Raw genomic sequence first — 24,738 nt, 5'->3', positions numbered from 1 at the left:
AGTCGAAAGCTCAGGCCGAAACCCGCTCCTCGCAGGCGTTCAGGACCGATCCGAGGGTGCCCTCGATGAACAGCACCTCGAGGGGGAAGCGGATGTCCAGTCGCCGCTCGATCCGGCTGACCATCTGGAGCGCGAGCTGAGAGTCGCCGCCGGCGGCGAAGAAATCGTCGTCCTCGGCGGGGTGCTCGGCACCGAGCGCGCTGCGCCACTCCTCGAAGACCACGTCGACGACAGTCTGGTCCCGCACGATCGATCAACCCCCGCTAAAACATGTGAACACCACGATAACTGCGCGCCGGGAGAGCTTAATGAGCAGCGCTGATCATGGCAAGTGCAATTGATATCTGTGATGTTGGCTGCCTGCTGGCGACCGGAGTCCACACCCTACTGTGCATTGCTGGTGAACTGACAATCCCGGCGCGGGTACCGAGGGTCCCGACATTCACGAGGAGTAATCTGATATATGGCCACGAGAATTACCCTGCGGGTCGGGACGGGCCGCGATGTGCACCACGCCTGGGGTGCGACCGCTGCGCTGGTCGCAGCGGGTTTCGAGGTGCACGTCCAGACCTGCGCCGAGGCGGCCGCGGCGCTGCCGGCTGCGAGTTGGTTCGACTACACACAGTGCTCGTCGGTGACGGCCCGGTGGGCTGACCCGGTGCCCGGCTCGGTGGCCGTCGACGCCTGCCTGGGGCCCGGCGAGACCAGCGCGGCCCGGATCCAGGTGCTCGAGCAGCCGGCCGGGGTGCTGCTGCGACCGTGCGCCGACGGCGACGCGACAATCCGGCTCGAAGCGGCCGCCGCCGGCCGCCCGTACGCCGATGCCGTGGTTGACGCCGTGCGCTACGTCCACCCGCCCCGCGACGACCTCGCCGGCCTGCGGATCGTGGTGACGTCGGGCGGCACCCGCGAGCCGGTCGATCCGGTGCGAATCATCACGAACCTGTCATCCGGCAAGATGGGCCAGGCCCTTGCCCGGGCCGCGCGCGACCGTGCCGCCGAGGTCACCCTGATCAGCACCACCGATACCCATCCCCGGCTCGCCGGCGTGCGACTGGTCGTCGCCCCCGACGTGGCGGCCGTGCGGCAGGCCGTGCTGGCTGCCTGCGCCGACGGTGCCGACGCGGTCATCATGGCCGCGGCGATCTCCGACTACCGTCCGCGCAGCGTCGCCACCCACAAGGTCAAGAAGACCCCGGACGGCGCCCACTGGGAACTGGAGACGGTGTCCAACTTCGTACCGGAGATCCCGCCCGGTGTGCTGCGGGTGGGGTTCGCCGCCGAGACCGACTCCGACCTGGATGCGGCCCGCACCAAGCTGGCCCGGCGGGGCTTCGACCTGCTGTGCCTCAACAACGTGTCGTTGCCCGGCGTGGGCTTCGACGTGGACACCAACCAGGTCACGATCATCGACCGGGAGGGGGTGCGGCACACCACCGGGGTGCTACCGAAGATCGTCGTGGCCGACCGGATCCTCGACGAGTTGCGCTCGTACCCGGGGGTCGGACGACGCTGACGCGGGCGTTGCGCTCAACGCCTCGGTCAGCATCGCCACGACCCGCTCGACGCTCGCGGCCTGGCCGAGGTTGGCGGCCAGGGCCCGCTCGGCGGTGACGCGCGCGAACTGCAAATAGCCCGGCACCAGGGCCGGCACCCGCTCGCGCAGCGTGGACACGTGCGCGCCGATCGTGGCGGTATCACCGCGGCGGACCGGCCCGGTGAGGGCGTCGTCACCGAGCCGCAGCGCATTCTCCAGCGTCGTGCGGACCAGCGGACCGAGAATGAAACCAGGGTCGGGCACCCCGGCGGCACCGAGCGCCTGCATCGCGGCCGCGGTGAGGGTGACCAGATTGTTGGCGCCAAGTACGAGGGCCGCGTGGTAGAGCGTGCGATCGGCCTCCGCGATCCAGACCGGGACGCCGCCGAGGTCGCGGACCAGCCCCTCGGCACGGTCGCGGGCCTCCGGCGGGGCCGTCACCGCAAAGGCGATCCCGGCCACGTGCTCGGCGTCGGAGTCGCCGCCCGGGAAGGTCATCGCCGGGTGCACGGCCAGCGGCGTCGCCCCCACGGCCGTGGCCTCCCGCAGCACCGCCAGGCCGCAGGCCCCGCTGGCGTGCATCACGTGCCGGCCCGGTGCAAGCGCCCCCGCGGCCGCCAGCTCCCCGCACACCGACGCGATCGCGTCGTCGGGGACGCTGAGCAGCGTCAGCGAGCTGCGTGCAGCCACCTCGTGCGGGGTTAGCACCGGCACGCCCGGCAGCCGGCGGCGGCAGCGATCCCGTGCCTGCGCCGACCGTGCCGAGACGCCCACCACCTGATAGCCCGCGCCTTGCAACGCCTGGCCGAGCGCGGTGCCGACCCGGCCACCCCCGACGATCCCCACCGATCCGTTTCGCATGCTGTCTCCCCGTAGTCAAGATCGAGGGTCATCATCGCCCACGTCCCCTCCGGACCGCCCCGGCATCCCCTCGACGACCGCGGTCGAGACTGCGGGCCGGCGCAAGTCGGTACGCGTAACGGGCTTCCTAAACGACGATGACCGCGGCAGGTGCAGTCCTGGTCGTAAACCAAACCTCGACCGGCACCCATCGCGTCCCACTCGCGGATAGACCAATGCCGGCAATTCTCGATCGATACCATTTGCCGCGTAGTCGTAACAGCAGCCCGAAGGGCGCTCGTTGCTTCGATGATTGTCTCGGAAACTGACCGACGTGATTGCTCATCACCCTGCCGCGCGATACGAAGAAGGTCGTCAAGGCAAAGAGCAAGGGGGAGTGGAAGACGTTTAAAGCCGCAGCATCCCTCGTTGAGGGACTCTCGGCTTGTGTCGCCTGACGGCCAGCCCGAACCACCCGAACTGGTCCGCGCTTAGGCGTAGCGATTGACCAGGGCACTCAATAAGGACTCCGGCAGAGCTGGGACCTGTCGGATAGCTGCTTTCGCCGGCAAGATGATCGCGTCACGATGATTCATCGTTGAGCTCGCGGATGTTCGGCGGACTGCAGCGGATTCAAACGACAGATATCCTGCCGTCCACTTTCGCGGCAGTGATTCCGAGAAGGCGAGCGTCCGATGGATCTTTCTGATCGACAACGTTTGACCGTGAGCGCGGCTGAGATAGCCCGGGGGCAGATGACTATCGCCTCACTGGCGACTGCCACGAGCCACCTCGCGCAGGCAGAGACCCTTCTAGGTGCCGTCGTGCAATCCGGGGAGCGTATGGAGGCGGCATTGCGAGAAGCAGTGGACCCGGACGCCGTCGGCACCGGTGCGGAGGGTGCGGACCAGGCGGTTCATCCCCGCGTCGCGGCGGCCCGCCTTGGTGTGGAGAACGCCCGGGCGGCGCTGGCGATTCTGGCTACCCTTCGCGGCACCCTCCGGGGCGGGACCGCAGCGACGCCTCCCGTGATCGGTGAAGGTGACCTCTCATGAGCGATCAGCAGGGTGTCGTCGGTCATTTGGAACACGCGGTGGAGTTGGCCATCAAGGCGGAACACGACCTGCAGCAGGCGGGGGCTCACCTCCTGATTGCCGGGGGTATGACGGTGCAGGGGGCGGGGTCGCACGTGACTGGTTCCGCTCTCGATGCGATCGGCGCCACCGGGCCTGCTGGGGCGACGCACAGCCTCGGTGATTCTCTCTACCACGCCGCGCACCAGCAGCTTGAGGAGGCCGGACATGCGGCACAAGCGGCATCGGACGCGTTGTTCGGAAGCAGCGCGCCTCCGCCACCCCCACCCAGCCAGTAACGGAACGGGTGGGTGCGCTGCTCCGGCGTGACAGATGCTCATCCTCGTGGGCGCGCGGCCGATGAGATCCGGGTGAACACGCTCGGGGCGGAGGGCAATGCGGCTGACGCCGAGCAGCTGTCGGCTGCCCTGCTGGCGCTGGAGGACCAGGTCATCCTCGACGCCGCCGCGGGGTTCTCGACCGCGGTGCACCTCGAACGGCGGGCTGACGCTCTAGGCGACGAGGCCCTGCTCATGCGGGCCCGCCTGTGCTGGATCGACATGCTCCGGCGCACCGGTGACGTCCCCGGCGCCGCCCGGCAGATCAAGGGCGTCCACGCGTGGGCCCGCAAGCACGGCGACCGCCGGATGCAGGCGCGTACCCACCTGGTGTGGGCGGGTATCGAGCGGTTGTCCGGCAACGCGGCCAAGTTCCTGGGGCACGCGCGGAGCGCGGTCGAGTTGCTCGATGAGTCGGCCACGGCGCACATGCGGATCTGGCACCGGGTCAGGCTGGCCGACGCGCTGGCCGAGAACGGCGACATGGACGCGGCGCGACCGCGCTACCACGAGGCCGAGGACCTGGCCCGCAAGCTCCAGGAGTGGGAACGGCTCACGGTGGTGCTGAACAACTGGGCCTACGCCGAATACGAAGCCGGCGACTACCCGCAGGCCGGACAGGTCGCGCGGCGGATGCAGGAGCACGCCGTGGCGCGCGGCTACTACTTCGACGCGGACGCGCTGGAGACGATCGGGGCGATCCAGATCGCCAACGGCGAGTACGCCGAGGCCGAGCAGACGATGCAGGTCTGCATCGCCCGCTACAAGAACGTGGGAGCCAACGACGCCGACGAACTGGCCGAGTACCTGCTGACCCTGGCCCGGGCCCAGCGTGGGCTCGGCGCGACCGGCCGGGCGCTGGAGAGCGTGGAAACCGCCTACCAGCAGTGCGTCGAGCGCGGCCTGCGAGAAATCCTGGTCCGCGTCTATCAGGAGAAGGCGGAGTTGCACGCCGTCCGGGGTGAGCACGCCGAGGCGCTCGCCGCGAACAAGGCCCTCACCGCCGCCCGGGAAAGCGTGTCTGCCGGGCAGCGCAAACCCGTGCGCGCGATCCTGCAGGCGATGTTCCGAACCCACCGAGGTCCGCAGACAAGCCGATCCACTGAGGCGCTTGGTCCCCAAGCGGGTCAGTGAGGCACGGCAGTCGGGTCACTCAGACACCTGACGGCAAACGGCCTCGTACCGTTCGTCATGATCGGCCTTGGCATGCTGGCTGCTTCGTACCGTGGCTGATCGCCTTCCTGCTCAGCCGCCGATCGGCCCGACGCGCGGCGGCCGCCACCGAGAACCCGGAGAGCTGATCCCGGGAGCGGCCGCGCCACAGTGGGCAGGCGCCACCGAGGCGCAACCCCGGTGCTCCCCGCGGATGACCCGCGGCGCCCCATGCTGGGGGGTCGGTTCGCGGGGGTCTGTGGGGGTAGGAAATGGTACGCGCCGCCAGTCGCTGGTGGGTCCGCTGCTGCGCGGTCGCCGTCCTGGTGGAGCTCGCCTTCATCACGGTCTCGCTCGTCGGCCACGGCAGCGAGACCACCCGGGCGATCCTGGCCAACGTGGTCTACCCCTTGGGTATCGCGGTGGCCACGGCCGCCGCCTACGCCGCCGCGCGGCGCAGCCCCCGGTCGCGGCGGCGCTGGTGGTGGCTGGTCTTCGTCGCCAACCTGCTGTGGCTGGCCTCGAACATCTACTGGACCGCGTACGAACTGATCGGCCGTCCCGTGGAGACGGCCTCGATCGGCGACGTGGCCCTCGTCGGCTCGTACCTCGGGCTGATCCTCAGCGTCGGGCTCGGCTTCACCGGTAGAGGTGCGCTGCGCCAGCTGCGCGGCCAGCTCGACGGGCTGTTCGTCGCGGTCGCCTCCGGGGTGGCGGGCTGGCAGTTGCTGGTCGCCCCGCAGCTGCACGGGCAGTTCACCGTGAACACCCTCGTCGATGTGGTCTACCCGCTGCTGGACGTGGCGTGCCTCGCGGTGTTCCTCTCGGTCGGGCTCAGCGGCCAGCGCCGGGTCCCGCCGCAGATCGCCCTGGTGGTCGGGGGCGTGCTGCTCTCCACCGGCGCGGATGTGCTCAACAGCGCGCTGGCGATGCGCGACATCGGTATCGACGACGCCGTGAACCGCAACCTGTACTTCCCCGTGGTGCTCCTCTTCGCGGTCGGTGCGTTGTGGGACGCTCGCGGGCAGCGCGACGTGGCGGAGTCCGCAGCCCGGCATCTGGAGTTCGACCTGGGGTTCTGGCCGTTCCTGCTGGCCGTCGGCGGCGTGCTCGGCTGGGCCGGTCAGGACGCCCTGGACGGGCGGATCTCCCGGCCCGTGCTCGGACTGGTCGCCGTCACGATCATCGGGCTGACCCTGCGCGCCCAGCTGAGCATCCGCGACCAGCGCCGCGTCGCCCGGCAGCTCGACGCCGCCCTGGCGGAACAACGGCGGCTGGCGATGACCGACGGACTCACCGGCCTGCACAACCGCCGGTTCGGCGAGGAGACGCTGCACGTACAGGCCGAGCGCGCGCTGCGCGACGGCACCGACCTCGGGGTGATCATCATCGACCTCGATCATTTCAAGGCGGTCAACGACGGGTACGGGCACGACGCCGGCGACGCGGTCCTCGCCGAGAGCGCGGCGCGGCTGGCCGGTGTCCTGCGCAGTGATGACGTGCTGGTGCGCTGGGGCGGCGAGGAGTTTCTGGCCATCACCCCCGGGACCGGAGCGGCGGATCTCGCCGCACTCGCCGAGCGCCTGCGCCGGGCGTTGGCCGACCAGCCGGTCCGGCTGCCTGACGGGGCGGAGATCCCGGTGACCGCCTCGCTCGGCGCGGCCGCCCTGCCGCTGGCCGGCGTCGGCGTGAAGGCCGTGGTGCGGGCCGCTGACGAGCGCCTGTACGCGGCGAAGAGCGCGGGCCGGAACCGCGCGGTCACCGACTCGGCGCCCGAACCCCGGCCGGTGGCGGTCGCCACCGAGGAGCCGCCAGGTCTCGCCGCGACGCGAGGGTGACCGTCGACGAGGTCACGCGCCGGTCGCGCGCCCCGCTAGGTCATGGAACGCCCGCACATAGCGGTCGGTCGCGTACCGCTGAATCACCGTACCGATGCCTATCCGTGCGCTGCGGGTCCGACTGTGGAAAGGTGCGGCATAGACCCGTAATCGGGTGAGAGCCGACGGATCGCATGGGGGAGATGACCGCCATGACCGCACTCGACGAGCGGATGATGCAGGCCACGATCGGCGCACTTGAGCTCTTCGGGATCTACCTGGGCACCCGGCTCGGCATCTACGACGCGATGAGCGCGCGGGACAGCACCACCTACGGAGAGTTGGCCGAGCAGGTCGGCATCGCACCCCGGTACGCGCGGGAATGGCTGGAACAGCAGGCCGTGGCCGGGATCCTCACCGTGGACGACGCCGGTGCCGAGGCGGAAGCCCGGCGCTACCGGCTGCCCGAGGCGCATGTCGGCGTCCTCACCACGCCGGTCGCGCCGGACCACCTGGCCCCGCTGGCCCGCATGGTGGTCGGGATCGCGTCCGTGCTGGATGAGGTGGTGGACGCCTACCGCACGGGAAACGGCGTGCCGTATGCCCGCTATGGCGCCGACTTCCGCATCGGGCAGGGCGGGATCAACCGGCCCGCGTTCGGCTCCGCGCTGGTCGAGGAGTGGCTGCCGGCGCTCGGCCCGGCCGCGCAGCGGGTGTCCGGCGGTGGCCGCCTCGCCGACCTCGGTTGTGGGCAGGGGTGGTCGACCCTCGCGGTGGCGCAGGCGTACCCGCGGGCTGAGGTCTGGGGGATCGACACGGACGCGGCGTCGATCGCCGAGGCCCGCGCGGCGGCCCGGGAGCGCGATGTCACCGTACGGTTCGAGTGCAGCGACGCCGCCGACCTCGCCGCGCACGGCCCGTTCGACGTCCTGCTCCTGCTGGAGGCACTGCACGATCTGGCCCGGCCGGTGGACGTGCTCGGCGCCGCCCGCGCGGCCCTGGGCGCCGACGGTGCCCTGCTGTTGGCGGACGAGGCGGTGGCCCCGTCGTTCACCGCCCCGGGCGACGAGCTGGAGCGGATGATGTACGGCTGGAGCATCAGCCACTGCCTGCCCGCGGCCATGGCGGAGCAGCCGTCCGCCGCGATCGGCACCGTGATCCGCGAGGACACGGTACGGCGGCTGGCGGCGGAGGCCGGTTTCGCGCGCACCGAGGTACTCGACGTCGACGGCGGCTTCTTCCGCGTCTACGCCCTGCACCCGTGACGCGGCGCGGCGCCGTGCCGGAGGACCGGGCGGGTGGCCCGGCCCTCCGGTGGGTTCACGCCAGTACCCGCACCGTTCCTGAGTAGACCGTGATCTTCCAGGTGCATCCCGACCACGTGTCGAGGTCGAAGTAGCCGCTGCGCGCTCCCTGGTGCCCGTTGAGGGTGAGCGTCCCGGCCGGCTTGGCCGAGCTGACCGACTCATATCCGAACGAGTCGCCGTTCCAGCGCAGATACATGTACCCACCGACCGGGCACCGGTAGGTGACCACGGCCTGGAAGTCGGCGGTGGGGATGACGACGCGCGGGCCCTGCCAGGAGCTGTCCGTGCCGGTGTAGGTCACGAGGCGGCGGGGGACCCGGTGCAGCACGGCCACCGCGTCGAGGCGGGTGATCGCGCCCCGGGTGGCCGTGCCCCGGTACATGGCGCGCCACGTGCCGGTGTACCGGGCGGTGGTCCGGGAGCTGAAGTATCCCCGGTCGTCCGAGTCGGCGTACCCGGTGTAGGCCCAGGTGGTCGCGGTGGAGCGGCGGAAGTAGAAGTAGACCCGCGAGCGGTTGCCGGTCGCGCCCAGCCACACCCGGCCGGACAGGGTCAGGGCCTTGCCCTGGTCGGCGGGCTCGGGCGCCGCGTTGAAGGTCATCTGTACGGGCGCGGGCGCCGCCAGCGCGGCCGGTCCGGCCAGGCCGATCAGTGAGACGGCCGCCGCCACGGCACTGAACCAGCGGATCATTTTCCGGTACATCGGACGGATGCCTTTCGGGTCGGCGGGGAGGTCATCCCTGCCAACGCCGCGCTACCGGCGCGCGGCGCCCCGGATTGTCCGATTCAGACAGAAACCACCGTTTCAGGATCGGCCGTCCGGCGTTCTCCGCTCGTACGATGGCCGTGGTCTGCCACCGGTGAGAGGAACCGCCGTGTATCTGATGATCTCCACCTATCTCGCGCCGCTCGACGAGATCGACCAGGCCCGCGCGGACCACCTGGCCTTCCTCGGCGGGCTGAGCGAGGCGGGCGTGCTGGTCTCGGCCGGGCGGCAGAACCCGCCGGCCGGCGGCGTGGTCCTGCTGGACGCGGCGACCGCGCAGCAGGCCCGGGACCTGATGGCGGACGATCCGTAACGTGCGGCGCGGGCTGGCCCGCTACGAGCCGGTGGGCTGGCAGCCGACCATCGGGGCGCTCGCCGACTGGAGGGGGGCCGCAGGCCCACGGGATCAGCCCCGGTGAAGTCAGGTGGGCTGACTCAGCTCGGTGCCGGTCACCAAGCTGCGCACGTTCAGCTCGGCCGCCGTGGCGGGGTCGCAGTCCGCGACGATCACCGCCGTACCGATGACCGCCGCGCCGCGCGCCGCGGCGAGCGCGTGCACCGCCCGGGCCTGCGCGCCCGTGGCGATCCAGTCGTCCACGACGAGCACCCGGTCGGCCGGACCGAGCAGGCGGGTGCGCAGCCCGAGCCGCTGCCGCGCGCCACGGTGGTCGGCGGGCACGTCGGCCCAGGTCATCGGCTCGGCGATGGGTAGCCGGGAACCCTCGCGGTACACCTCGACGAACCCGGCGCCCAGGGCCCGCGCGACCAGCGGCCCGATGAGAAAGCCGGTGATCTCGGGGGCGATCACCACCGTGGGACCCGCGCCCGGGAACAGCCCGGCGAGCGCCGGGCCGAGACCGTCCAGGATCGTGGGATCGCGCCACCAGCCGGACCGGTCACTCACCAGGTACCCGCTGCCCGGGCCCGGGTCCGTCCAGCGGAAGGCGGCGCGCAGAAGATCATGCAGGTCGCTCGGCACGCCGACATCCTGTCACCGCCGTGCGCGCCACGCCCGAACCGGGCATCGGGCCGCAACGTGCCCAGACTCCGCGTCCAAGGTGATGCAGTCGCTCGCGTCGATCAGGCATGCTGTTCGGCGAAGCCATGCCTATTCTCCCGGCGGGCAGACGCTCGCTCAGCCCTGGATCCCGCGCCGGCCTCGGCGCGGCCCTTGTGCTGCTCGCCGTCGTGTCGGCGGTGGAACTGGCCGACGGCAAGGAGGTGAACTTCGTCGGCCTGCTGGCGGCGGTTCCGTTCCTGGCCGCGGTGTTCGCCTCCTGGCAGACCGTCCTCGGCGTGGGTGCGCTGGCCGCGGTGGTCGGCACGACGTTCGCCCTGCCGCATGGCCGGGTCGACATGGTCGGCATGGTCAACGTGCTCGGGGTGATGCTGGCGACCGGGATCGCGGCGAGCGTGGCCACGATCCGGCAGCGCCAGGCCGACCGGATCGCGGAGCTGGTGCGGCTGGCGGCCGTGGCGCAGCAGGCGGTGCTGCGCCCGATCGGTCCGCAGGTCGGCTCGCTGGCGGTGGCGGGCCGCTACATCTCGGCGTCGGCGGCCGCCGACATCGGCGGGGACCTCTACGAGGCCCTGGACACTCCGTACGGGGTGCGGATCATCATCGGCGACGTGCGGGGCAAGGGCCTCGACGCGGTCCGTCTGGCCAGCATCGTGCTCGGCTCGTACCGGCACGTCGCGTACGAGCGGGCGGATCTGCGGGCGATCGTCGCGGATCTGGACCGGGCGGTGGCCCGTAGCGTCGGCGACGAGGACTTCGTCACCGCCGCGCTGGTCGAGGAGCGGGGCGGGACGCTGACGATCGTCAACTGTGGACATCCGGCGCCGCTGCTGTTGCGTCGCGGCCAGGTGATCGCCCTGGAGCCGCCCGCCCCGGCGCCACCACTGGGTTTCATGCCGGTGGCCCGGCCCCGGGTGGAACGGCTGGAACCGGGCGACCGGTTGTTGCTGTTCACGGATGGTTTGGGCGAGGCGCGCCGGGAGGGTGAGTTCTTCCCGACCGCGGACCGCGCCTGGCGGCTGCTGGGCCACGGCACCGTCGGGGACGGGCTCGCCTCGCTGGAAACCGCTCTCGTGGACTGGGTCCACGGCCGGCTGGACGACGACATCGCCCTGGTCCTGTTGGAGTACTCCGGCCGCGACGGCGGCGCCTCCGTACCCATGCCGAGCTGGGAGGTCGGCGCCGCCGGTAGCTGAGTCGTCAGGCCGGGTCGTCAGGCCGCGTCGGCGGGCGCGTCATCCGGTTCCTCCGCCGCGGGACCGGCCGGGTCCGGGTCCCGGCCCACCGGCCCGGGCACGACCGTGACCTGGGCGCGTGCGGTGAACTTCTCGGGCTGGCGGTGCCGGCCCACGTACGCGCGGGGCTGCTGGTCGGCCTGGCGTGGCTCCGGAATCAGACTCTTGATCGTGGCGAACATCGTGACCTCCCCAGGTCGTTCGCCGCCATGTCGGCGGTCGGCGAGCTGTCCCTGCTCTGCGGGTACGCGTGTGAGGCGTACACCGGGAGCAACGAGCCGGGGCGCCGGTCGATACTCCGCGCGGCCCGGCGGTCGGCAAATGACCAAAAGGTGACTCCGGTTACACCTGATCGAGGGCGATTGGTCCACTTTTCGACACACACCAAGGATCTCTCGCGGGTTGTCGACGCCTACCCGCTGGTAATACAGTGTTGGTTACTGACGAGTAACTCGCGTTCGGGAGAGCGGGGCCAAGCCACATGACTCACTACAAGAGCAACCTGCGCGACCTCGAGTTCAACCTCTTCGAGGTGTTCGGGGCTGACCGCGCGTTCGGCCAGGCGCCGTTCGACGAGATCGACGCCGAGACCGCGCGCGACGTCCTCGCCGAGGTGAACCGCCTGGCGCGCGAGGATCTCGCGGCCAGCTACGCGGATGCGGACCGCAATCCGCCGAAGTTCGACCCGGCGAACCACACGGCGAACCTGCCCGAGTCGTTCAAGAAGTCCTTCGCGACCTTCATGGCGTCCGAGTTCTGGCGCCTCGACCTGCCCGGCGAGCTCGGCGGCACCCTCGCCCCGCGCTCCCTGTGGTGGGCCATCGCGGAGCAGGTCCTCGGCGCGAACGCGCCGATCTGGATGTACTCCTCCGGCCCCTCCTTCGCGCACGTCGTGCACGTCGAGGGCAACGAGGAGCAGAAGAAGTGGGCCAAGCTGTTCGTCGAGAAGCAGTGGGGCTCGACCATGGTGCTCACCGAGCCCGACGCGGGTTCGGACGTCGGCGCCGGTCGTACCCGGGCCATCCCGCAGGCGGACGGCTCCTGGCACATCGAGGGCGTCAAGCGCTTCATCACCTCGGGTGAGCACGACCTGAGCGACAACATCATCCACTACGTGCTGGCCCGTCCGGTCGGCGTCGAGGGTGTCGGCGGCCCGGGCACCAAGGGCCTGTCGCTGTTCATCGTGCCGAAGTTCCACTTCGACCCGGAGACCGGCGAGCTGGGCGAGCGCAACGGCGCCTTCGCCACCAACGTCGAGCACAAGATGGGCATCAAGGTCAGCAACACCTGCGAGATGACCTTCGGCGAGCACGGCATCCCGGCCAAGGGCTGGCTGCTGGGCGACGTCCACCAGGGCATCCGCCAGATGTTCATGATCATTGAGTACGCCCGGATGATGGTCGGCACGAAGGCCATCGCGACCCTGTCGACGGGTTACCTCAACGCGCTGGAGTACGCGAAGAACCGCGTCCAGGGCGCCGACCTGCTGCAGAACGCGGAGAAGGACGCCCCGCGCGTCACGATCACCGCGCACCCGGACGTACGCCGCTCGCTGATGCTGCAGAAGGCGTACGCCGAGGGCATGCGCGCCCTGGTGATCTTCACGGGCACGTGGCAGGACAAGGTCGCGATCGCCGAGGCGGCCGGGGACGAGAAGGCCGCCAAGGCCGCCGCCCGGGTCAACGACCTGCTGCTGCCCCTGGTCAAGGGCGTCGGCTCGGAGCGGGCGTACGAGCTGCTCGGTCACGAGTCGCTGCAGACCTTCGGCGGCTCCGGCTTCCTGCAGGACTACCCGCTGGAGCAGTACGTCCGGGACGCCAAGATCGACACCCTGTACGAGGGCACCACGGCGATCCAGAGCCTGGACCTGATCTTCCGCAAGATCGTGAAGGACCAGGGTCGGGCGCTGTCCGTCCTCGCCACCGAGATGCAGTCCTTCGTGGAGACGGAGGCCGGCAACGGCCAGCTCAAGGAGGAGCGGGCCGCGCTGGCCAAGGCCCTCGGCGAGCTGCAGGCCATCCTCGGCATCGAGATGGGCTGGCTGCAGGCCGTCCAGGGCGGCGAGGCCCGCGAGCTGTACAAGGTGGGTCTCAGCTCCCGCCGGGTGCTGCTGGCCATCGGCGACGTGGTGATCTCCTGGCTGCTGCTGCGCCAGGCCGAGGTCGCCCTCAAGGCCCTCGGCGGCGAGGTGAGCCCGGCGGACAAGAACTTCTACACCGGCAAGGTGGCCGCCGCCCGGTTCTTCGCCCGCGAGATCCTGCCGCGGGTCGGCGCGGATCGCCGCATCATCGAGAACACCAACCTCGACCTGATGGACCTGCCCGAAGAGGCGTTCTGACGCGAACCCTCCCCTGAGCGACGGGGGCCGGCGGACAAGGGTGTCCGCCGGCCCTCGGCGTTTCCGCGGCTCGTGGCGTTGTCAGGCGCGGGCGGTGTGTGACTGCACCAGGGGCAGCGCACCCGGCTCGATCTGCGACCACGCGAGGTCCGCCCGGTGTACCGCCAACCCGGCCGTTCGCAGGCCCATCAGGCCGGGCTCACCGTCCGAGGTGCCGAGCAGCAGGGAAACATCGGACATCGTCGGGTTGTGCCCCACCACCAGCACCGTTGCGGTCGCCTCGGGCACCCCGCGGAGCAGGTCGATGACCTCGGTGCGGCCGCCCGCGTACAGGCCCGGGTCGTAGTGCACCTCCGGTGCGGTGCCCGCCGGGTCGGCCTCGGCCAGCGCCACCGCGACCGCATGCCAGGTCTGCCGGGTCCGCGTGGCGGGCGAGCAGAACACCAGTCCCGGGCGGAGGCCCTGCGCGGCCAGCCAGGCTCCCGCCGCGCCCGCGTCCGCCCGTCCCCGGTCGGTGAGCTGCCGCTCGATGTCCGGAAGCTCGCCGGGCGTCTCCGCCTTGGCGTGGCGCAGCAGTACGACAGTGCGTGCGGTCATGCCGACAGCTTGCCTGATTAGAGGTCGATTCACCGGGGTAAACACGCGCGTCGACGCACCGACGAGCCGAGGAGGGCCCATGGGCATCGGCGGAAGTATCTTTCTCCTGGCATTGGGGGCGATTCTGGCGTTCGCCGTCAATGCCAACATCAGCGGCCTCGACCTCAACGTCGTCGGCTGGGTTCTGATGGCGGCGGGCCTGGTCGGCCTCATCGTCACCATCTGGTTCTGGAACAGCCGACGCCGCGCCGTCGTGGTCAGCCAGGGCCGTCCCGGAGTGGTCGGTGGCGCACCCGTCACCGAGTACCGGGAGACGCGTCGCGACGACGTGCCGCCGCCTCCGCCGCCGGGTTTCTGAACCGCGGGTGGCGTAGCGCCTTGGCGGGCGGCGGTCAGGCGTACAGCGCGAAGTAGATCGCGATGTGGTGCAGGATCGCCGCCACCAGCGTGCAGGCGTGGAAGAACTCGTGGTGGCCGAAGACCGTCGGCCACGGATTGGGCCGGCGCAGGGCGTAGAACACCGCCCCGACGCTGTACGCCGCGCCACCGGCGGCCAGCAGCACGAGCACCGTCACGCCGCCGTGGTGCAGCACGTCCGGCAGGATCGCGACCGCGGCCCAGCCCAGGGCGAGATACAGCGGCGCCCCGGCCCACCGCGGCAGGTGCGGCCAGATCATCTTCAAGGCCACCCCGCCGAGGGCGCCGGCCCAGATGATGGCGAGCATGACGTCGCGTATCGCGGGCGGCAGCAGCAGGACGCAGAACGGCGTGTACGTGCCCGCGATGAAGATGAAGATCATCGAGTGATCCATCCGCCGCATGATCTGGTAGCCGCGCTCGGACCAGAACCGGCGGTGGTACAGGGCGCTGACGCCGAACAGCCCGCACACCGTGAGGCTGTAGACCAGGCAGCTCAGCAACGGTGCGATGCCGGGACGGCTGGCCGCGATGGAACAGAGCACGACGCCGCAGACCAGCGCGACGAAGAACGCGTACTGATGGAGCCGGCCGCGTAGGCGCGGCTTGCCGAGATCGGCCGGCGTCCGGGACGGGGCGGAAGTCGTCACGGTCCTAGGTTACGACACCGTAGGTTACTTGCAGGTAGTGTTTGCGCTCACGGCCCTGCCGCATCGTCCAGGCCCCGCAGGACCAGCGGCACCCGGACTGGCGCACCCTGCTCGACGACAACCGGCACCCCCCAGTCCTGCCTGGTCAGATGGCATGCGGCATGTTCCACGTCAGAGTCGCACGTGGCGGCCTGGGCAACCACCTGCAACACGCCGGAGGTCACGGCCGGGTTCACCACCAGCCGCCGGGACAGCTCCGTGCCGACACCCTCGCCCGCCAGCAGCAGTTCCGGCGGTGACGCCGACACCTCCAGCCGGGTCGACGGCCCGTACGTGTCGTCCAGCTTCTGTCCCGGCGCCGGGGTGAAGACGATGTCCAGCGTCACCTCGCCCGGCGCCAGCGGCGACGGCGGGCGCTCCACGCGGTGCCGCTCGCCCGCGACCGTCCGTACCGCTCCCGGAGCCAGCCGGGTCAGCCGGTGCGCGGCCGACTCCACCACCAGCACCGATCCGTCCGAGGTGACCAGCACGTCGCTCGGTTCGGCCAATCCGGAATCCACCGTGGACACGGTCTGCGTCTGCGGATCGAACCGGCGGACCGCCCCGTTGTAGGTGTCCGCGACCAGCACCGAGCCGTCCGGCGAGGCGGCGACACCCAGCGGATGCTGCAGCAGCGCCGTCTTGGCCGGACCATCCACGTGCCCGAAATCGAACAGCCCCTGGCCCACCGCGGTGTGCAGGACCCCGTCCGCGATCCAGCGCAGCGCCGACGTCTCGCTGTCCGCGATCCACAGCCGGTCCCCGGCCGCCGCCAGCCCCGACGGCTGCGCCAGCCACACGTCCGGCAGGGGGCCGTCACGCAGCGCCTCGACCGTGGTGCCCGCGTACACCCCGGCGGTGCCCCGGGCCGGGTCGAACCACCAGAGCTGGTGGATACCGGCCATGGCGATCACGATCCGGTCGTCGTACCAGGCGACGTCCCACGGGGAGGACAGGTCCGCGGCGAGCGCGTCCTGCTCCGGGCCGTCCGGCGCGGCGCGCCACTGTCGGCCCGTGCCGGCCACCGTACGGACCTGCCCCGTCGCCAGGCTCACACCGCGGAGCAGGTGGTTCACCGTGTCCGCGACGACGACGTCGTAACCGGTCCGCTCGGCGACCGGTGCGGGCAGCAGGCACATGCCCTGCGGCTCGGAGAAGCTGGCAGCGTCCGCCGGGCCGTCGCTGCGGCCGCGGTCACCCGTACCGATCCGGCGCAGCACGGTCTCGGCGTCCGCCGCCAGCTCGACCAGCGAATGCCGGGCCGAATCCGAGACCAGCACATGCCCGGAGGGCAGCTCGACCGCCTTGCCGGGAAAGCGCAGCGTCGTGTCCGGCGCGGTGGGTGGAACGTACGGGCCGTCGCCGCGACGCAACGTCCCGGCCGCCTCATGCTCGGCGATCAGCTCGTCCAGCAGCCGGGACAATCCCTCGGCGTGGCCCTCGCCGGCCATCGAGGCGACCAGGTAACCCGCCGGGTCGATCACCGCGAGGGTGGGCCAGGCCCGGGCCGCGTACTGCTGCCACATCACCATGTCGGCGTCGTCCAGGACGGGGTGGCTGACCCCGTACCGTTCGACCGCCGCCGCCAACGCCTGCGGGTCGCGCTCGTGCTCGAACTTCGGTGAGTGCACGCCGATGACGACGAGTGCGTCGCCGTAGCGCTCCTCCAGTGGCCGCAGCTCGTCCAGCACGTGCAGGCAGTTGATGCAGCAGAACGTCCAGAAGTCGAGTACGACGCAGCGCCCGCGCAGGGATTCCAGGGTCAACGCCTGGCCGCCCGTATTCAGCCACGCCCGGCCGCGAAGCTCGGGTGCACGTACGCGGGGGCCGGGGGCGGGCGGGCGCGAGGTCATGGGTTCAGTCTGCCAACGAGCCGGGTGGACGCCCGCGCGGGGCGGGCGTCCGGTCGTCGCGTACGCCGGGCTGCTCCCGGCAGCGGGTCAGCTGTTCGGCTTCAGGCAGAGGACCTGGGTCTTGTCGCCCGAGGGGTTAAGGACGTACGGCTGACCAGCGTCGGGGCACTGTTCCTTCGCCTCCACGATGGACACCACCTGGAAGGCGCCGGCGTCACCACAGGCCGCCTTGACCGCTGCGTCGCCCGAGCGTTTCACGCATTCGCCCTGGCTGACGCTGAAGCCGCCGTCGCTGGAGTCGGAGCCGCGCGAGATCAGCCACACGAGCCCGAACACGAGGCCCAGCACGATCGCGGCACCCAGAACCACCACGACGGTGACCGGCAGCACCCGCACGTTCGGGGCTGGGGTGTCGGGCTTGTCCGGGGTCGGCGCGAGCGCATCGGCCGGCCCGGGCGCAGCTGCCGCCTCGGGCTGCCCGGCGGAACCGGGCCAGGCGGCCCCACCCTCCGGGCGCGGCGGGCCGGACCACTGAGCGGTCGCGTCGGAGCCGGGCGTGCCGGACCACTGAGCGGTCGCGTCGGATCCGCTGGCGCCGGACCACTGAGCCGTTGCGTCGGATCCGCTGGCGCCGGACCACTGGGCGGTCGCCTCGGAGCCGGGCGTGCCGGACCATTGGGCGGTTGCGTCCGGTCCGGGCGGGGTCACCGTGGCGCGGGTCGCCGGGCCGGGGAAGACCCCGCCGAGCTTGGCCCGGTCCCCGGGGAGTCCCGGCTGCGGCGCGGCATCCGGCGCAGGTCGTGGCGGGAAGCCGTCCGCCAGCGGCGGGCGGGAGTGCATCGAGGGCAGCGCGGGCTCCGGCACATACGGCTTGTCGACCGGGTTGCGGCCCGCCATGTCGGTGGTGTCCTCGCCGTAGCGGTCCAGCGGGTTGTCCTGCCCCCGGCCCGCGAACTCCTGGTACGGCCCGCCCGGCTGCTCCGGCGCCGGGGAGGCGGGGGCGAAGGGCGGCGCCACGCGGGCGCTGGCCGCGGCCCGGGCGGGGCCTTGGTTGCCGCCGGGCGGTGGGGTCTTAGGGCCGAGCGGCGGCAGGTCCTGCGACGGGCCGCCAAGCTCGCTGGCGGCTTCGTCGGCCCGGCGGCCGGGGAACGGCGTTACCGGCGCCAGGTTCTCTTCCTCGGCGGGCGGCGCCGGGCGTCCGTACACGCGCGCCTGCGGAGGTGTCGCCGGTGGCGGCCCTTCCGCGCCCGGCGCCACTCGACTGGCGACCGGTACCGAGGCGCTGGCCGACACCGGTCGCGCGGTGCCGGACGCCGGCGCGGGCTGGTCGCTGGGATCCCGTGGCTGCGGGACGCTGCGGCGTGCCTCGGCGACCAGCGGACCGCCGTTGCTCTGAGCGGCTCCCGGCGATCGGGGCGCGGCGGGTGGACCGTCCGCACCGAACGACGCGCCAGGGACGCGCTGAGCGAAGCCCGGCCCACCCGGGCCAGCGTCCCCGTGGTCCGACCCCCCGAACGCCGGGCCTCCCGACGCGGGGCCACCAGATGCGGGGCCGCCGAACGCTGAGCCACCAGATGAGGGGCTGCCGAATGCCGGGCCACCAGATGAGGGGTTGCCGAACGCCGAGGCATCAGATGTGGGATTGCCGAATGCCGGGCCGCCAGATGAGGGGTTGCCGAATGCCGGGCCGCCAGATGCGGGGCCGCCGGAACTGGGGCGGCTGGGAGAACCGGGGGGCGTATCGAACGGCCGTGGACCGTCGAACAACGCCGGGCTGTCCGACGGCCTTGGACCGTCGGCGGGTGGAACGGTGAACGGCCGGGGCCGGTCGAACGGCGACGGGCCGTCGAACGGCGTCGACGCGAGCCCATCCGCCTCGTTGGCGGCCGCAGGACGGCGGGTGCGAATCGGCAGGCCGTTGTCCGCGACGCGTTCGCCCAGGCCATCAGCCGGGGGAGCGGTGCGCGCCGCGAAGCCCCCGCTGTCACCGACAGAAGGAGGCGCGGAGTCGGGTAGATCTCCGAGGGTGGCACCGGGGACCCTGGGCTGCTGGTCGCCGAAGGGCGCAAGGCCGGACCGGTTGGCCGGTGATTCGCTGGACCCGTGGGCGGCGGCACCGGGGAAGGCGCCACGGACGTCCGGGCCGAACCCGCTCACCTGCGGCGCGTCGCTGTGCCGAGGCTCGTCGGTGGTCTGCGGTGCGCGCGGGGGCTCGAAGCTCGAGCCCCACACCGGTGCGGGCGAACCAGCGGCCGAAGCGGGCGGCGCGAAGGGCGACGACGGGGTCGGGCCGGGATCGTCCCCGATCATGCCGCGGGTGGGTGAGCCGGGGGCGAAGCCCTGAATCTCGCTGGCCCGGCGCTCGGGCGGATTGCCATCTGCGGGCCGGACATCGAAGGGGTCGCGGTCCATGGCCCGCCGGTCGAAGGGGTCGCGCTCCGCGGATCGCCGGTCGAACGGGTCGCGGTCCGTGGGCCCGGAGCCCAGCGAGTCGGTGGCCCGGTACGGGTTCGGCTCCTCCGGGGCGGCGAAGGCGTTGCGCTCCGACGCCGGGGGCGGCGCGGCCGGGGGCGGCGCCCACGCGGAGGGTGGCGACTGGTCCGCGCCGGGGCTGCCCGGGAACACTCCGGGATCACCCGGGAACGGGCGCCCACCGGGAAGCTCGGCAGCCTGGCCGGGCGGGGGCACCGCGGGGACCACGAACGGCGAGCCGCCGTTCGGGGTGGCGTGCGGCGGCGGGGCGTAGACGTTCGGGTCGGCGGGTGGCACCTGTGCCCGGCCAGCGGCGGGCGGAACCTGAGCCTGCCCGGCGGCGAGCGGAAGCTGAGCCGGAGGTTGCCCGGCGGCAGGCGGGTACGACGTCGGCCCGGCGGCGGGCGGGAATGCCGGCTGCCCGGCGGGTGGGAACGGTGCCTGCCCGGCGGGTGGGAATTGTGCCTGCCCGGCGGGTGGGAATTGTGCCTGCCCGGCGGGTGGGAATTGTGCCTGCCCGGCGGGCGGGATCTGCGCCTGCCCGGCCGGTGGGAATTGTGCCTGCCCGGCGGGCGGGATCTGCGCCTGCCCGGCGGCGGGGGGTGCTGCTGGACGGCCGGACGGCGGGTTCCCGTCGGAGTCGGGTGGGAACCAGTTGGCGCCGAACTGCTCGGCTGCTCCGCCCGACGTGGCCTCGGCCGGCTGTCTACCGGCGTGCTGCCCCTCGGACGTCATACGCGCCTCCTCCATACCTGTCACCGTGCCGGCCTCGCACACGCACGCGGCCGCCGGTCGTTGGACCGGCGACCGGGCCGAACTGCCCCGGCCGGGCCGTGCGGGGTCGCCGGCTCCGGGAAGGAGCGGTGGCCCCGGTCGCCCCTCCGGCCGGCCACGCCGGGTAAGGCGACCAGTGCCCCACCGTACCGGGCGGTGCGGGTCGTCGGAATCCCGGTGTACTTCCTTAAGGTGCTCGTAAACCGGCGCTGGTTGCGCTTACCGGCGCCGCGACCTGTGGGTATGCGATCACCGGGGTTCGGGAAAAGTTGGCCTGTTCCGATGTCGGGCACCGGCCGGGAAAGCCGACGGCCCGCCCGGTTGGACCGGGCGGGCCGTCGTGCTGTCTGGATCAGATCGGCCGGCGCTGGGCGAAGATCGCGATCTCGTCCCGCATGGCCTGGGTGGGCGCGGAGTGCCAGGCGCGGTCGATGGCGCGCTCCTGGCGCTTGGCGATTCGGCGGCTTCGGATGCGGTCCATGGTGCTGCTCACTGTCACTGCCCTCGTCTTTTTGCTGCTCGTCTTCGTGGCACCACCAGTGTGACGCACACGAAGACGAGCAGGCAAACGATTATGGGGTGACGGTGCTTACTTGACTAAGGATCGAAGGCCGAGAAACCCGGTTGCCGAAGAAACCTCGGCGGCTCCTAGGTCCAGGACAGCAGTGCCCCCTCCGGGTCGGAGAGGAACGCACCGACGTCACGCAGGAACTTCGAACCCAGCTCGCCGTCGACGATCCGGTGGTCGAAGCTGAGTCCCAGCGTGGTGACCTGGCGGATCTTGATCTTGCCCTTGTGCACCCACGGCATCGGGCGGATCGCCCCGAAAACCAGGATCGCCGACTCGCCCGGCGGCAGGATCGGCGTGCCGGTGTCGACGCCGAAGACCCCGACGTTCGTGATCGAGAACGTCCCGCCCTGCATGTCCGCCGGCGGGGTCTTGCCCGACTTGGCGGTCTGCACCAGCCCGTTGAGGGCGTCGGCCAGCTCCCGCAGGGTGAGCCGTCCCGCGTCCTTGACGTTGGGCACGATCAGGCCACGCTCGGTGGCCGCGGCGATGCCGAGGTTCACGTACTCCTTGACGACGATCTCGTTCGTCGCGCCGGACCACGTCGAGTTGACCATCGGGTGCCGCCGCAGCGCCACCAGCACGGCCTTCGCCACCAGCAGCAATGGCGAGACCCGCACATCGCGGAACTCCGGCCGGCTCTTGATCTTCTCCAGCGTCTTCATCGCGCGGGTCACGTCGAGCGTGAGGAACTCGGTCACGTGCGGCGCGGTGAACGCCGACGCCACCATGTTCTCCGCGGTCAGCTTGCGTACGCCCTTGATCGGGATGCGCTGCTCGCGGGTGCCGTCCCCGGCGGCCACGACCGGTGCCGCCGCGATCGAAGGCTCGACGGCCGGGCGGGCCGCTGCCTGCTGGACGTCCTCCCGCGTCACCGAGCCGAGCGGGCCGGAGCCGGCGAGCGCGGCGAGATCCACACCCAGGTCCCGGGCCAGCTTGCGGACCGGCGGCTTGGCCAGCACCGGCCCGGCCCGGTGCGCGACCGCAGCGGGCGCGACCGGAGCGGGCGTGGGTGCCACGGGCGGCGCCACGACAGCGGGTGCCACAGGCGCGGCCACGGCGGCGGGCGCCGCGGGTGGGGCCGCCTGATCCGTGCCGTTGACCCGGGGCCGCCGCTTGGCCGCCGTGGTGCGCGGGCCGTAACCGACCAGGATCGCCGTACGGCCGCCCGGTGCGGGGCCGCCGATGAGACCCGGCTCCACCGCACCCTCGGCGGGGGCCACCTCCACGGCCGCCAGCGACGCCGCGGACGGCACCGGGGCGGCCGGGGACTGTACGGGCTCGTCGACCGGGCCCGCGCCCGGCTCGGTGTCGATCGCGATGATCGGCGCGCCGACCTCCACGGTCGTACCGGCCTCGTGGAAGATCTTCGTGACCATCCCGGCCCACTTGGCGGGGATCTCCACGGCCGCCTTGGCGGTCTCGACCTCGACGATCGGCTGGTTCAGCTCGATCGTGTCGCCCACCTTGACCAGCCAGGACAGGATCTCACCCTCGGTGAGACCCTCGCCCAGGTCGGGCAGGTTGAACTCCTTGATCCGCGACATCCGGGTCACCAGCCGAACGTACGGTCGACGGCGTCCAGCACCCGGTCGAGGTCGGGGAGGTACTCCTCCTCGACCCGCGCGGCCGGGTACGGGATGTCGTAGCCGGACACCCGCAGCACCGGGGCCTCCAGGGAGTAGAAGCACTCCTCGGTGACCCGGGCGGCGATCTCCGCACCGAGGCCGACGTTGCCGGGGGCCTCGTGCACGACCACGCAGCGGCCGGTACGGCGTACCGACTCGAACACCGGCGCCAGGTCCAGCGGCGAGAGCGTACGCAGGTCGATGACCTCCAGCTCGCGCCCGTCCTCGGCGGCCGCGGTCGCGGCGTCCAGGGCGGTCTTGACCATCGGGCCGTACGCCAGCACCGTCGCGTGCGTGCCCGGCCGGATCAGCCGGGACGCGTGCAGCGGGTACGCGCCGGAGAGCGGGGCGTCCAGCTCGACCGGGCCCTTCTCCCAGTAGCGGCGCTTGGGCTCGAAGAAGATCACCGGGTCGTCGGACGCGATGGCCTGCTGGATCATCACGTACGCGTCGGACGGGCTGGCGCAGGTCACGACCTTCAGGCCGGGGGTGTGCGCGAAGTACGCCTCGGGGGACTCGGAGTGGTGCTCCACCGCGCCGATGCCGCCGCCGTACGGAATCCGGATGACCATCGGGACCTTGATGTTGCCCAGCGACCGGTAGTGCATCTTCGCCACCTGGGTGACGATCTGGTCGAACGCGGGGAACACGAAGCCGTCGAACTGGATCTCGCAGACCGGGCGGTACCCACGGATGGCCAGGCCGACCGCGGTGCCGATGATGCCGGACTCGGCCAGCGGCGTGTCGATGACGCGGTCCTCGCCGAAGTCCTTCTGCAGGCCGTCGGTGATCCGGAAGACGCCGCCGAGCTTGCCGACGTCCTCGCCCATGATGACGACCTTGGGGTCGCTCTCCAGGGCGCGGCGCAGGCCGTGGTTCAGGGCCTTGCCCAAGGTAATGGTCTCGGACATCAGTGGGCGCTCCCCTCGAACGATGCCTGGTAGGCGGCGAACTGCTGACGCTGCACGTCCACCTCGGGCGAGCCGTGGGGGTAGGCGTTGTCGAACATGCTGACCGGCTGCGGGTCGGGCATGGCCAGGACGCGCTCGCGCAGGGAGAGGGCGACCTTGGCGGCCGAGTCATCGACCTCCGCGAAGTACGTGTCGTCCGCGAGTTGCTGCTTGGTCAGGAACGCGCGCAGCCGCAGGATCGGGTCCTTGGCCTGCCAGGCCTCGACCTCGCTGGCGATCCGGTACCGGGTGGGGTCGTCCGAGCTGGTGTGCGCGCCCATCCGGTAGGTGTACGCCTCGATCAGGGTCGGGCCCTGCCCGTTGCGGGCGTGGTCCAGGGCCGCGCGGGTCACCGCGTACGTGGCCAGGACGTCGTTGCCGTCGACCCGGACGCCGGGGAAGCCGTAGCCGGCGGCGCGGCGGTACAGCGGGATGCGGGTCTGGCGCTCCAGCGGCTCACTGATCGCGTACTGGTTGTTCTGGCAGAAGAAGACCATCGGGGCGTGGAACACGCCCGCCCACACGAAGGCCTCGTTCACGTCGCCCTGGCTGGTCGCGCCGTCGCCGAAGTAGGCGATCACGGCCTCGCCGTCGGGGGTGCCGGTCTTGCCGTCCATGGTGATGCCCATGGCGTAGCCGGTCGCGTGCAGCGTCTGCGAGCCGATCACGATCGTGTACGTGTGGAACTTGAACTCGTTCGGGTCCCAGCCGCCCTGGTCGACGCCCCGGAACAGGCCGAACGGCATGATCGGGTCGATGCCGCGGCAGTACAGCACGCCGTGCTCGCGGTACGTGGGGAACGCCATGTCCTGCGGGCGCAGCGCCCGGCCGGAGCCGACCTGCGCCGCCTCCTGCCCCAGCAGGCTCGCCCAGATGCCCAGCTCGCCCTGCCGCTGCAGTGCGGTCGCCTCGGCGTCGAGCCGGCGGACCGTGACGAGGTCGCGGTACAGCTCCCGGTACTCGTCGTCGGTGAAGTCGACCGAGTACGTCACGCCGTCGTCGGTGGTGACGCTGTCGACGCGCTCCCCGTCGGGGGTGAGCAGTTGCACGAACCCACCGGCCGGTACGTCGGCCCCGGGTTCGCTCGTGCCCTTCGCCATCCGTGTCTCCCTGTTCCATCATCTGGGCCTGCGGCGGGTGTTGCCCGTCCGCGCGGCTGACCACGCTCCCGGCACCCGCCGGAAGCTGTATCGCCGCGCCTGGCCCGGGTGGGGTTGCCGCGCGGCGTTGTCAGCGGGGCAGGCCCCGCCGGGGAGCGACGGTCCCGCCAGGCGCCCCGCTGGTCGGCGAAGGCGACGGCGGCGGTGCCGTCGCCCCCCATCCTGACAGAGAACGTGAGTGCCACCACAGGTCGGGTCGATCACAGTCG

General features: G+C 71.8%; 22 protein-coding genes. 9 read left to right on the top strand and 13 right to left on the bottom strand.

The window, feature by feature from the left end; genetic code table 11:
• Window positions 1–10: 10 nt before the first annotated feature.
• Window positions 11–247 carry a phosphopantetheine-binding protein gene (locus EV385_RS13465; RefSeq protein ID WP_165449469.1) on the bottom strand — a complete coding sequence of 79 codons (237 nt, stop codon included), beginning with the start codon at window positions 245–247 and terminating at the stop codon, window positions 11–13.
• Window positions 248–463: 216 nt separating this feature from the next.
• Here EV385_RS13465 and EV385_RS13460 point away from each other — a divergent pair, with 216 nt between their 5' ends.
• Window positions 464–1,516 (top strand): phosphopantothenoylcysteine decarboxylase domain-containing protein, encoded by a 1,053-nt coding sequence (locus EV385_RS13460; RefSeq protein WP_130509780.1) that lies wholly within the window; start codon window positions 464–466, stop codon window positions 1,514–1,516.
• Here EV385_RS13460 and EV385_RS13455 read toward each other — a convergent pair.
• Window positions 1,445–2,398 (bottom strand): Rossmann-like and DUF2520 domain-containing protein, encoded by a 954-nt coding sequence (locus tag EV385_RS13455; protein WP_130509779.1) that lies wholly within the window; start codon window positions 2,396–2,398, stop codon window positions 1,445–1,447. The genes EV385_RS13460 and EV385_RS13455 overlap by 72 nt on opposite strands.
• Before the next feature lie 1,030 nt (window positions 2,399–3,428).
• Here EV385_RS13455 and EV385_RS13450 point away from each other — a divergent pair.
• From EV385_RS13450 to EV385_RS13435, 4 genes are all read left to right on the top strand, one after another.
• Window positions 3,429–3,749, top strand: coding sequence for a hypothetical protein (locus EV385_RS13450; RefSeq protein WP_130509778.1), 321 nt, complete (start codon window positions 3,429–3,431; stop codon window positions 3,747–3,749).
• A gap of 72 nt (window positions 3,750–3,821) precedes the next feature.
• Complete coding sequence (locus tag EV385_RS13445; RefSeq protein ID WP_130509777.1) at window positions 3,822–4,922, top strand: hypothetical protein; 1,101 nt, start codon at window positions 3,822–3,824, stop codon at window positions 4,920–4,922.
• Window positions 4,923–5,212: 290 nt separating this feature from the next.
• Complete coding sequence (locus EV385_RS13440) at window positions 5,213–6,778, top strand: GGDEF domain-containing protein (RefSeq protein WP_130509776.1); 1,566 nt, start codon at window positions 5,213–5,215, stop codon at window positions 6,776–6,778.
• Between the two features lie 191 nt (window positions 6,779–6,969).
• Window positions 6,970–8,022 carry a class I SAM-dependent methyltransferase gene (locus EV385_RS13435; protein WP_207229822.1) on the top strand — a complete coding sequence of 351 codons (1,053 nt, stop codon included), beginning with the start codon at window positions 6,970–6,972 and terminating at the stop codon, window positions 8,020–8,022.
• A 55-nt stretch (window positions 8,023–8,077) separates the two neighbouring features.
• Here EV385_RS13435 and EV385_RS13430 read toward each other — a convergent pair whose 3' ends face one another.
• Entirely contained in the window at window positions 8,078–8,755 is a 678-nt protein-coding gene (locus tag EV385_RS13430; protein WP_130509774.1) for a hypothetical protein, read from the bottom strand.
• A gap of 193 nt (window positions 8,756–8,948) precedes the next feature.
• Here EV385_RS13430 and EV385_RS35035 point away from each other — a divergent pair, with 193 nt between their 5' ends.
• Window positions 8,949–9,143 (top strand): YciI family protein, encoded by a 195-nt coding sequence (locus EV385_RS35035; protein WP_242625287.1) that lies wholly within the window; start codon window positions 8,949–8,951, stop codon window positions 9,141–9,143.
• Window positions 9,144–9,251: 108 nt separating this feature from the next.
• Here the strand turns inward: EV385_RS35035 and EV385_RS13420 are convergent, their stop codons facing one another.
• A complete protein-coding gene (locus EV385_RS13420; RefSeq protein WP_130509773.1) occupies window positions 9,252–9,809 on the bottom strand; it encodes a phosphoribosyltransferase family protein in 558 nt (185 codons plus the stop codon).
• A 107-nt stretch (window positions 9,810–9,916) separates the two neighbouring features.
• Between EV385_RS13420 and EV385_RS13415 the strand changes: the two genes are divergently transcribed.
• Window positions 9,917–11,044, top strand: a complete 1,128-nt coding sequence (locus EV385_RS13415) for a PP2C family protein-serine/threonine phosphatase (protein WP_130509772.1) — start codon at window positions 9,917–9,919, stop codon at window positions 11,042–11,044.
• Between the two features lie 17 nt (window positions 11,045–11,061).
• Here EV385_RS13415 and EV385_RS13410 read toward each other — a convergent pair whose 3' ends face one another.
• Window positions 11,062–11,265 carry a hypothetical protein gene (locus EV385_RS13410; protein ID WP_130509771.1) on the bottom strand — a complete coding sequence of 68 codons (204 nt, stop codon included), beginning with the start codon at window positions 11,263–11,265 and terminating at the stop codon, window positions 11,062–11,064.
• A 299-nt stretch (window positions 11,266–11,564) separates the two neighbouring features.
• Here EV385_RS13410 and EV385_RS13405 point away from each other — a divergent pair, with 299 nt between their 5' ends.
• The gene (locus EV385_RS13405; RefSeq protein ID WP_130509770.1) at window positions 11,565–13,421 is read left to right on the top strand and encodes an acyl-CoA dehydrogenase; all 1,857 of its coding nucleotides are present in this window, start codon (window positions 11,565–11,567) and stop codon (window positions 13,419–13,421) included.
• Between the two features lie 81 nt (window positions 13,422–13,502).
• Here the strand turns inward: EV385_RS13405 and EV385_RS13400 are convergent, their stop codons facing one another.
• Window positions 13,503–14,018 (bottom strand): SixA phosphatase family protein, encoded by a 516-nt coding sequence (locus EV385_RS13400; protein WP_130509769.1) that lies wholly within the window; start codon window positions 14,016–14,018, stop codon window positions 13,503–13,505.
• A 79-nt stretch (window positions 14,019–14,097) separates the two neighbouring features.
• On the opposite strand from EV385_RS13400, the gene EV385_RS13395 reads away from it, so the two are divergent.
• Entirely contained in the window at window positions 14,098–14,376 is a 279-nt protein-coding gene (locus EV385_RS13395; RefSeq protein ID WP_130509768.1) for a DUF6458 family protein, read from the top strand.
• A 34-nt stretch (window positions 14,377–14,410) separates the two neighbouring features.
• Here EV385_RS13395 and trhA read toward each other — a convergent pair whose 3' ends face one another.
• From trhA to pdhA, 7 genes are all read right to left on the bottom strand, one after another.
• Window positions 14,411–15,085 (bottom strand): PAQR family membrane homeostasis protein TrhA, encoded by a 675-nt coding sequence (gene trhA, locus EV385_RS13390; protein ID WP_130509767.1) that lies wholly within the window; start codon window positions 15,083–15,085, stop codon window positions 14,411–14,413.
• 47 nt (window positions 15,086–15,132) lie between these two features.
• Window positions 15,133–16,977 (bottom strand): NHL domain-containing thioredoxin family protein, encoded by a 1,845-nt coding sequence (locus tag EV385_RS13385; protein WP_130509766.1) that lies wholly within the window; start codon window positions 16,975–16,977, stop codon window positions 15,133–15,135.
• 87 nt (window positions 16,978–17,064) lie between these two features.
• Window positions 17,065–20,184, bottom strand: coding sequence for an LppU/SCO3897 family protein (locus EV385_RS13380; RefSeq protein WP_130509765.1), 3,120 nt, complete (start codon window positions 20,182–20,184; stop codon window positions 17,065–17,067).
• 391 nt (window positions 20,185–20,575) lie between these two features.
• Window positions 20,576–20,704: a hypothetical protein gene (locus EV385_RS35670; RefSeq protein WP_278044980.1), complete on the bottom strand. Its 129-nt coding sequence runs from the start codon at window positions 20,702–20,704 to the stop codon at window positions 20,576–20,578.
• Window positions 20,705–20,871: 167 nt separating this feature from the next.
• Window positions 20,872–22,338 (bottom strand): dihydrolipoamide acetyltransferase family protein, encoded by a 1,467-nt coding sequence (locus tag EV385_RS13375; RefSeq protein ID WP_130513286.1) that lies wholly within the window; start codon window positions 22,336–22,338, stop codon window positions 20,872–20,874.
• Between the two features lie 5 nt (window positions 22,339–22,343).
• A complete protein-coding gene (locus tag EV385_RS13370; protein ID WP_130509764.1) occupies window positions 22,344–23,333 on the bottom strand; it encodes an alpha-ketoacid dehydrogenase subunit beta in 990 nt (329 codons plus the stop codon).
• Window positions 23,330–24,469 (bottom strand): pyruvate dehydrogenase (acetyl-transferring) E1 component subunit alpha, encoded by a 1,140-nt coding sequence (gene pdhA / locus EV385_RS13365; protein ID WP_130509763.1) that lies wholly within the window; start codon window positions 24,467–24,469, stop codon window positions 23,330–23,332. Before pdhA ends, EV385_RS13370 begins: the two co-directional genes overlap by 4 nt.
• Window positions 24,470–24,738 lie beyond the last annotated feature (269 nt).

Origin of the sequence: Krasilnikovia cinnamomea (assembly GCF_004217545.1) — a bacterium.
Taxonomy (GTDB): Bacteria; Actinomycetota; Actinomycetes; order Mycobacteriales; family Micromonosporaceae; genus Actinoplanes; species Actinoplanes cinnamomeus.
The sequence above is the reverse complement of the archived record's forward strand: the minus strand, read 5'-3'. Positions and strand labels throughout refer to the sequence as shown.

What these genes read in the sequence shown, in the direction of transcription:
- EV385_RS13460 (WP_130509780.1), top strand. Translation starts at nt 464, where the DNA reads ATGGCCACGAGAATTACCCTGCGGGTCGGGACGGGCCGCGATGTGCAC.
- EV385_RS13455 (WP_130509779.1), bottom strand. Translation starts at nt 2,398, where the DNA reads ATGCGAAACGGATCGGTGGGGATCGTCGGGGGTGGCCGGGTCGGCACC.
- EV385_RS13450 (WP_130509778.1), top strand. Translation starts at nt 3,429, where the DNA reads ATGAGCGATCAGCAGGGTGTCGTCGGTCATTTGGAACACGCGGTGGAG.
- EV385_RS13440 (WP_130509776.1), top strand. Translation starts at nt 5,213, where the DNA reads ATGGTACGCGCCGCCAGTCGCTGGTGGGTCCGCTGCTGCGCGGTCGCC.
- EV385_RS13435 (WP_207229822.1), top strand. Translation starts at nt 6,970, where the DNA reads ATGACCGCACTCGACGAGCGGATGATGCAGGCCACGATCGGCGCACTT.
- EV385_RS13430 (WP_130509774.1), bottom strand. Translation starts at nt 8,755, where the DNA reads ATGATCCGCTGGTTCAGTGCCGTGGCGGCGGCCGTCTCACTGATCGGC.
- EV385_RS35035 (WP_242625287.1), top strand. Translation starts at nt 8,949, where the DNA reads ATGATCTCCACCTATCTCGCGCCGCTCGACGAGATCGACCAGGCCCGC.
- EV385_RS13415 (WP_130509772.1), top strand. Translation starts at nt 9,917, where the DNA reads ATGCTGTTCGGCGAAGCCATGCCTATTCTCCCGGCGGGCAGACGCTCG.
- EV385_RS13410 (WP_130509771.1), bottom strand. Translation starts at nt 11,265, where the DNA reads ATGTTCGCCACGATCAAGAGTCTGATTCCGGAGCCACGCCAGGCCGAC.
- EV385_RS13405 (WP_130509770.1), top strand. Translation starts at nt 11,565, where the DNA reads ATGACTCACTACAAGAGCAACCTGCGCGACCTCGAGTTCAACCTCTTC.
- EV385_RS13400 (WP_130509769.1), bottom strand. Translation starts at nt 14,018, where the DNA reads ATGACCGCACGCACTGTCGTACTGCTGCGCCACGCCAAGGCGGAGACG.
- EV385_RS13395 (WP_130509768.1), top strand. Translation starts at nt 14,098, where the DNA reads ATGGGCATCGGCGGAAGTATCTTTCTCCTGGCATTGGGGGCGATTCTG.
- EV385_RS13385 (WP_130509766.1), bottom strand. Translation starts at nt 16,977, where the DNA reads ATGACCTCGCGCCCGCCCGCCCCCGGCCCCCGCGTACGTGCACCCGAG.
- EV385_RS13380 (WP_130509765.1), bottom strand. Translation starts at nt 20,184, where the DNA reads ATGACGTCCGAGGGGCAGCACGCCGGTAGACAGCCGGCCGAGGCCACG.
- EV385_RS35670 (WP_278044980.1), bottom strand. Translation starts at nt 20,704, where the DNA reads ATGGACCGCATCCGAAGCCGCCGAATCGCCAAGCGCCAGGAGCGCGCC.
- EV385_RS13375 (WP_130513286.1), bottom strand. Translation starts at nt 22,338, where the DNA reads ATGTCGCGGATCAAGGAGTTCAACCTGCCCGACCTGGGCGAGGGTCTC.
- pdhA (WP_130509763.1), bottom strand. Translation starts at nt 24,469, where the DNA reads ATGGCGAAGGGCACGAGCGAACCCGGGGCCGACGTACCGGCCGGTGGG.